This is a genomic window from Anaerotruncus massiliensis (ex Togo et al. 2026) (genome assembly GCF_030825285.1).
Lineage (GTDB): Bacteria > Bacillota > Clostridia > Oscillospirales > Ruminococcaceae > Anaerotruncus > Anaerotruncus massiliensis.
Genome location: NZ_JAPJQF010000020.1, coordinates 38,080 through 42,966, shown reverse-complemented (window position 1 = coordinate 42,966; position 4,887 = coordinate 38,080). Strand labels below are relative to the sequence as shown.

Below are 4,887 nucleotides of genomic sequence, written 5' to 3'. Positions count from 1 at the left end.
TGAAGGCTCAATTCAGGTTGCGGGTGCGCCCAACGACCGAAGCCGGATGGCTCGCCGGGGACATACGGCGGAAAACAACGCCCGTTCCGGGCGTTCGCGCGCTCTGCGCGCGTGCGCGGCAAAGCCGCGCAGTTTTCCGCTTCCCCATGGGAGATGCGCGCCACGCAAATGCGGCCGTGTCTCCCCGGAAGCACTCCCGGTACGGTTCCGGAGACTCCCGGGCAGAGGCATTGCGCCTGCGGCGCGGAGGCGGGCGGGATGCTGTACGCCCGTCCGCTGATCCATGACAGGGCGCCGCCGACTTTGGCCGCAGGCCGACCGGAGGCGGCGCGGGGGTCAAGGGGGCATAGCCCCCTGCGGCTTCTTTCCCCCATTTCTTGGGCGGCCAAGAAATAGGGCCGCCCGCCGGGGCGGGACCCGGCAACTCCGCCGCTCGTTGAGCGGACAATCTAAGCCCGCCGCCCGGGGCCAACCCCGGGGAAGATAAAAAGAGGGACCGCACGGTGTGCGGTCCCTCTTTTAAACAAATCAAACGAGCTCGATGATAGCCATCTCTGCGGCGTCACCGCGGCGAGGTCCGATCTTGACGATCCTGGTATAGCCGCCCTTGGTCTCTTTGTACTTCGGGGCGATCTCGTCGAAGAGCTTCTTCGCAACGTCCTCCTTTGTGACAAAGGAGAGCACCTGACGCTTGGAGTGGAGATCGTTGGTTTTCGCCGTTGTAATCATCTTCTCGGTCATCGCGCGGACTTCCTTGGCGCGGGTGACGGTGGTTTCGATCTTGCCGTTTTCCAGCAGGAAGGTAACCATCGCCCTGAGCATCGCCATTCTGTGGCTGGAAGACCGGCCGAGTTTCCTGGTTCCTGGCATTCTGTTTCACTCCTTACCCAATGCTTTGAGATTCCCGCCCGTTAACAGCCCGGACGGGGTTGGGCCGCGGGGCGCGGCCGGTAAATTCAGTTGTCGTCGTCCTTAGAAAGGTCGAATCCCAGTGACTGTAACTTCCAGATGACCTCTTCCAGCGATTTTTTGCCGAGGTTCCGGACCTTCATCATCTCGTCGGGGGACTTGTTGATGAGGTCTGCCACGGTGTTGACGCCGGCCCTCTTCAGACAGTTGAACGCGCGAACAGATAAGTCAAGCTCTTCAATGGTCATCTCAAGGAGTTTATCCTTGCCGGTATCCTCTTTCTTGTCCATGATCTCGGTCGCACTCACCTCGTCGGAAAGATCGACGAAATGATTGAGTTGCCTATTGAGGATCTTGGCCGCCAGACTGACCGCCTCCTTCGCGGAGATGGTGCCGTCCGTCCAGACTTCCAGCGTTAATTTATCGTAGTCGGTTATCTGTTCCACGCGGGTGTTTTCCACCGTGTAGTTGACCTTGAGCACGGGGGTATAGATGCTGTCCACGGCGATGGTGCCCACCGGGGCTTTTTCCAGCTCGGTGTGCTTGTTGCGCTCGGCCGAGACGTATCCCTGGCCCTTCTTGAGCGTGATCTCCATGGAGAGCTTCGCGCCGGCGTCGAGCGTCGCGATATGCATGCTCGGGTCGAGGATCTCGACCTCGCTGTCGCACTCGATGCTGCCCGCAGTCACTTCACATTCACCCTGCGCATCGATCCTCACCGTCTTGGGCTCGTCGCAATAGAGCTTTGCGGTGAGGCCCTTGATATTGAGGATGATCTCGGTTACATCTTCTTTTACGCCCGGGATTGTCGAGAATTCGTGTTGTATTCCGTCGATCTTCACAGAGATGACCGCAACACCAGGAAGAGAGGAAAGCAGCACGCGGCGCAGCGAGTTGCCGAGCGTTGTACCAAATCCCCTGTCCAACGGTTCCGCAACAAATTTGCCGTAACTGCCGTCAGATTTGAGCTCGACCGTTTCTATCTTGGGCTCTATGATCTTGACCATTATGGACCCTCCTTCTGCGGCGGGAGCATTCCCGCCTGGTCATTCTCGTTTCCCTGCAACCATGCTTGACGCGTGATTCACGCAGCCGGATTATTTGCTGTACAACTCGACGATGAGATGCTCTTCAACATCCAGGTCGATGTCTTCACGGTTCGGGAGCTCGATGACGCGTCCGGTCATATTGGTCTTGTCGCAGTCGAGCCACTTGGGAACGGGACGGGAGCCAAACGCTTCCACCACGCCCTTGAGCTTGTCGCTCTTGGACTTGACGGCAACGGTGTCGCCGGCCTTGAGCAGGATGGAGGGGATGTTGGCCTTCTTGCCGTTCACGGTGAAGTGGCCGTGGCGGACGAGCTGGCGGGCCTCCTTGCGGGAGGAAGCGAAACCGAGGCGGTAGACCACGTTGTCGAGCCTGCTCTCGCAGATGCGCAGCAGATTCTCGCCCGTGACGCCGGGTTTCGCGGCGGCCATCTCAAAGTACTTGGCGAACTGGCTTTCCAGGATGCCGTAGTAACGCCTGGCCTGCTGTTTGGCGCGCAGCTGGACTCCATATTCGGAAGCCTTTCTGGTGCGCGCTTTGCCGTGCTGCCCGGGGACGGTGGCCCTGCGGGTGACGGCGCACTTATCGGTGTAGCAACGCTCGCCCTTGAGGAACAGCTTCTTGTTCTCGCGGCGGCAGAGCCTGCATACAGCGCCGGTATATCTTGCCATAAATTGCACCTCCTGATTGGTTGGCGGCTATGAGCCGCTGCTTATACGCGCCTTCTCTTGGGCGGGCGGCATCCGTTGTGCGGAATCGGGGTGACGTCCTTGATCATGTTGACCTCGAGTCCCGCCGCCTGCAACGCGCGGATGGCAGCCTCACGGCCCGAGCCCGGGCCCTTTACAAACACTTCGACCGTCTTGAGTCCGTGCTCCATCGCAGCTTTCGCGGCGACTTCCGCAGCGGTCTGCGCGGCAAACGGGGTGCTCTTGCGGGAACCGCGGAAGCCGAGCCCGCCGGCCGAGGCCCACGAAAGGGCGTTGCCCTGGGTGTCGGTGATCGTCACGATCGTGTTGTTAAAGGTGGACTGGATATGTGCGGCGCCACGCTCGATGTTCTTGCGTTCCCGACGCCTGCGAGTGGCGGTCTTTTTAGCGGCAACCTTTGCCATCGTCTATATCCCTCCCTGATTATTTCTTCTTGTTGGCGATTGTCTTCTTGGGTCCCTTGCGGGTGCGCGCGTTGGTCTTGGTGCGCTGTCCGCGGACGGGAAGCCCTTTGCGGTGACGCACGCCGCGGTAGCAGCCGATCTCAACCAGGCGCTTGATATTCAGCGCCGTCTCACGGCGAAGGTCGCCCTCCACCTGCACGTTGTGGTCGATATACTCACGCAGTTTGGAAACGTCGTCCTCCGTAAGGTCCTTGACACGGATGTCCGGGTTCACTCCGGTGGACTCGAGGATCTGCTGTGCGGTTTTGCGGCCGATCCCGAAGATATAGGTCAGCCCGATCTCGACCCGCTTGTCTCTCGGCAGGTCAACGCCAGCTATACGAGCCATACTGTTCTTGCACCTCCATTATTCTGGTCTGCACTTTAGCCCTGACGCTGTTTGTGCTTGGGGTTTTGGCATATTACCATGATGCGGCCCTTGCGCTTGATGATCTTGCATTTTTCGCAAATCGGTTTCACGGAAGGTCTGACTTTCATGCGAAACTACCTCCTTCAATCGGTAAAAACGGTATCTGCTATTTGGAACGCCACGTGATGCGCCCCTTGGTCAGGTCGTACGGAGACATCTCCAGCGTGACCTTGTCTCCCGGCAGGATGCGGATGAAGTTCATCCGCAGTTTGCCGGAAATGTGCGCCAAAAGCTGATGCCCGTTGGGCAGCTCCACGCGGAACTGTGCGTTGGGCAGGCTCTCCACTACGACGCCCTCAATTTCGATGACATCTTCCTTAGACAAGCTGATTTCCTCCCTCGTCTGATTCCCGCCGGAGGGCGGCAAGCGCCCTGCGCAGCTTTCGATTGGTGTCGATGCCCGAAAGGTCGAGCACCGTGTTGGTTTTCCGGATGTGTTTGACGCTCTTACGCTTTGGGGCTTCCAGCGGCCTGCGTCCGCCGTCGCAGAGCAGGACCCGCCCCTCTTCCTCCGCGAGGGCCACAAAGTAGCCTCCCGCGTCGTGCCCCGCCTTCGAGCACACCACGCGACCCCTTTCGACCGGCATCCCGCACCTCCCGCTCAAGGCAGAGTCAGGATGACCGGGCCGCTCTCGGTGATCGCGACGGTATGCTCGAAATGCGCGGCGAGCTTATGGTCGTTGGTCACGACCGTCCAGTCGTTGTCCAGCACGTGCAGCGCGGGTGAGCCCTCGGTGATCATCGGCTCGATGGCGATGACCATGCCGGGGACCAGCCGCACGCCGTGGCCGGGGCGCCCGTAGTTGGGCACCTCCGGTTCCTCATGCATCTCGGTCCCGATCCCGTGCCCGACATACTCGCGCACGACGCCGTAACCGAGCGCCTCCACGTACGACTGCACCGCGTACCCGATGTCCCCCAGCCGCGCGCCCGGTTTTGCAACCGCGATCGCCGCCAGCAGGCTCTCTCTTGTCGCGTCCATCAGCTTCTGGGCCGCATCGCTCACCCTGCCCGCGGCGAAGGTCGCCGCGTTGTCCCCGTGGTAGCCGTCAACGATGGCTCCCACGTCGATGCTCACAATGTCGCCCTCCTGGATGACGCGTCCCCCGGGGATGCCGTGGATGATCTCGTCATTCACCGACACGCACGCGCTGCCCGGAAAACCACCATACCCTAAAAACGAGGGGATGGCGCCTTTGGATTGAATGAAACTTCTGACGGCCCGGTCGATCTCGCCCGTCGTAACGCCGGGTCTGACCGCCGCGCCCCCCACCTGCAACGCCTGTGCTGAGATGGAGCCGGCGCGTTTCATCTTCGCAAGCTCCTTCGACGTTTTCAGCACGACCAT

At 60.5% G+C, this 4,887-nt stretch carries 9 protein-coding genes; all 9 read right to left on the bottom strand.

All coding sequences use genetic code 11. The features are described from left to right. Window positions 1-528: 528 nt before the first annotated feature. Window positions 529-870 (bottom strand): 50S ribosomal protein L17, encoded by a 342-nt coding sequence (gene rplQ / locus RCI06_RS08085; RefSeq protein ID WP_101548349.1) that lies wholly within the window; start codon window positions 868-870, stop codon window positions 529-531. An 86-nt stretch (window positions 871-956) separates the two neighbouring features. Then, complete coding sequence (locus RCI06_RS08080; RefSeq protein WP_101548347.1) at window positions 957-1,916, bottom strand: DNA-directed RNA polymerase subunit alpha; 960 nt, start codon at window positions 1,914-1,916, stop codon at window positions 957-959. A gap of 90 nt (window positions 1,917-2,006) precedes the next feature. Further along, window positions 2,007-2,627 carry a 30S ribosomal protein S4 gene (gene rpsD / locus RCI06_RS08075; protein ID WP_276871472.1) on the bottom strand — a complete coding sequence of 207 codons (621 nt, stop codon included), beginning with the start codon at window positions 2,625-2,627 and terminating at the stop codon, window positions 2,007-2,009. Between the two features lie 41 nt (window positions 2,628-2,668). Continuing rightward, on the bottom strand, window positions 2,669-3,070 hold the full coding sequence (gene rpsK, locus RCI06_RS08070; RefSeq protein ID WP_101548327.1) for a 30S ribosomal protein S11: 402 nt from the start codon (window positions 3,068-3,070) through the stop codon (window positions 2,669-2,671). Window positions 3,071-3,089: 19 nt separating this feature from the next. Beyond that, a complete protein-coding gene (gene rpsM, locus RCI06_RS08065) occupies window positions 3,090-3,458 on the bottom strand; it encodes a 30S ribosomal protein S13 (protein WP_101548325.1) in 369 nt (122 codons plus the stop codon). 35 nt (window positions 3,459-3,493) lie between these two features. Next, on the bottom strand, window positions 3,494-3,607 hold the full coding sequence (gene rpmJ / locus RCI06_RS08060; RefSeq protein ID WP_066455330.1) for a 50S ribosomal protein L36: 114 nt from the start codon (window positions 3,605-3,607) through the stop codon (window positions 3,494-3,496). 38 nt (window positions 3,608-3,645) lie between these two features. Continuing rightward, window positions 3,646-3,864 carry a translation initiation factor IF-1 gene (gene infA / locus RCI06_RS08055; protein ID WP_066455331.1) on the bottom strand — a complete coding sequence of 73 codons (219 nt, stop codon included), beginning with the start codon at window positions 3,862-3,864 and terminating at the stop codon, window positions 3,646-3,648. Beyond that, complete coding sequence (locus tag RCI06_RS08050) at window positions 3,857-4,126, bottom strand: KOW domain-containing RNA-binding protein (RefSeq protein ID WP_207726248.1); 270 nt, start codon at window positions 4,124-4,126, stop codon at window positions 3,857-3,859. Before RCI06_RS08050 ends, infA begins: the two co-directional genes overlap by 8 nt. A gap of 14 nt (window positions 4,127-4,140) precedes the next feature. Further along, window positions 4,141-4,887: a type I methionyl aminopeptidase gene (map, locus tag RCI06_RS08045; RefSeq protein WP_101548323.1), complete on the bottom strand. Its 747-nt coding sequence runs from the start codon at window positions 4,885-4,887 to the stop codon at window positions 4,141-4,143.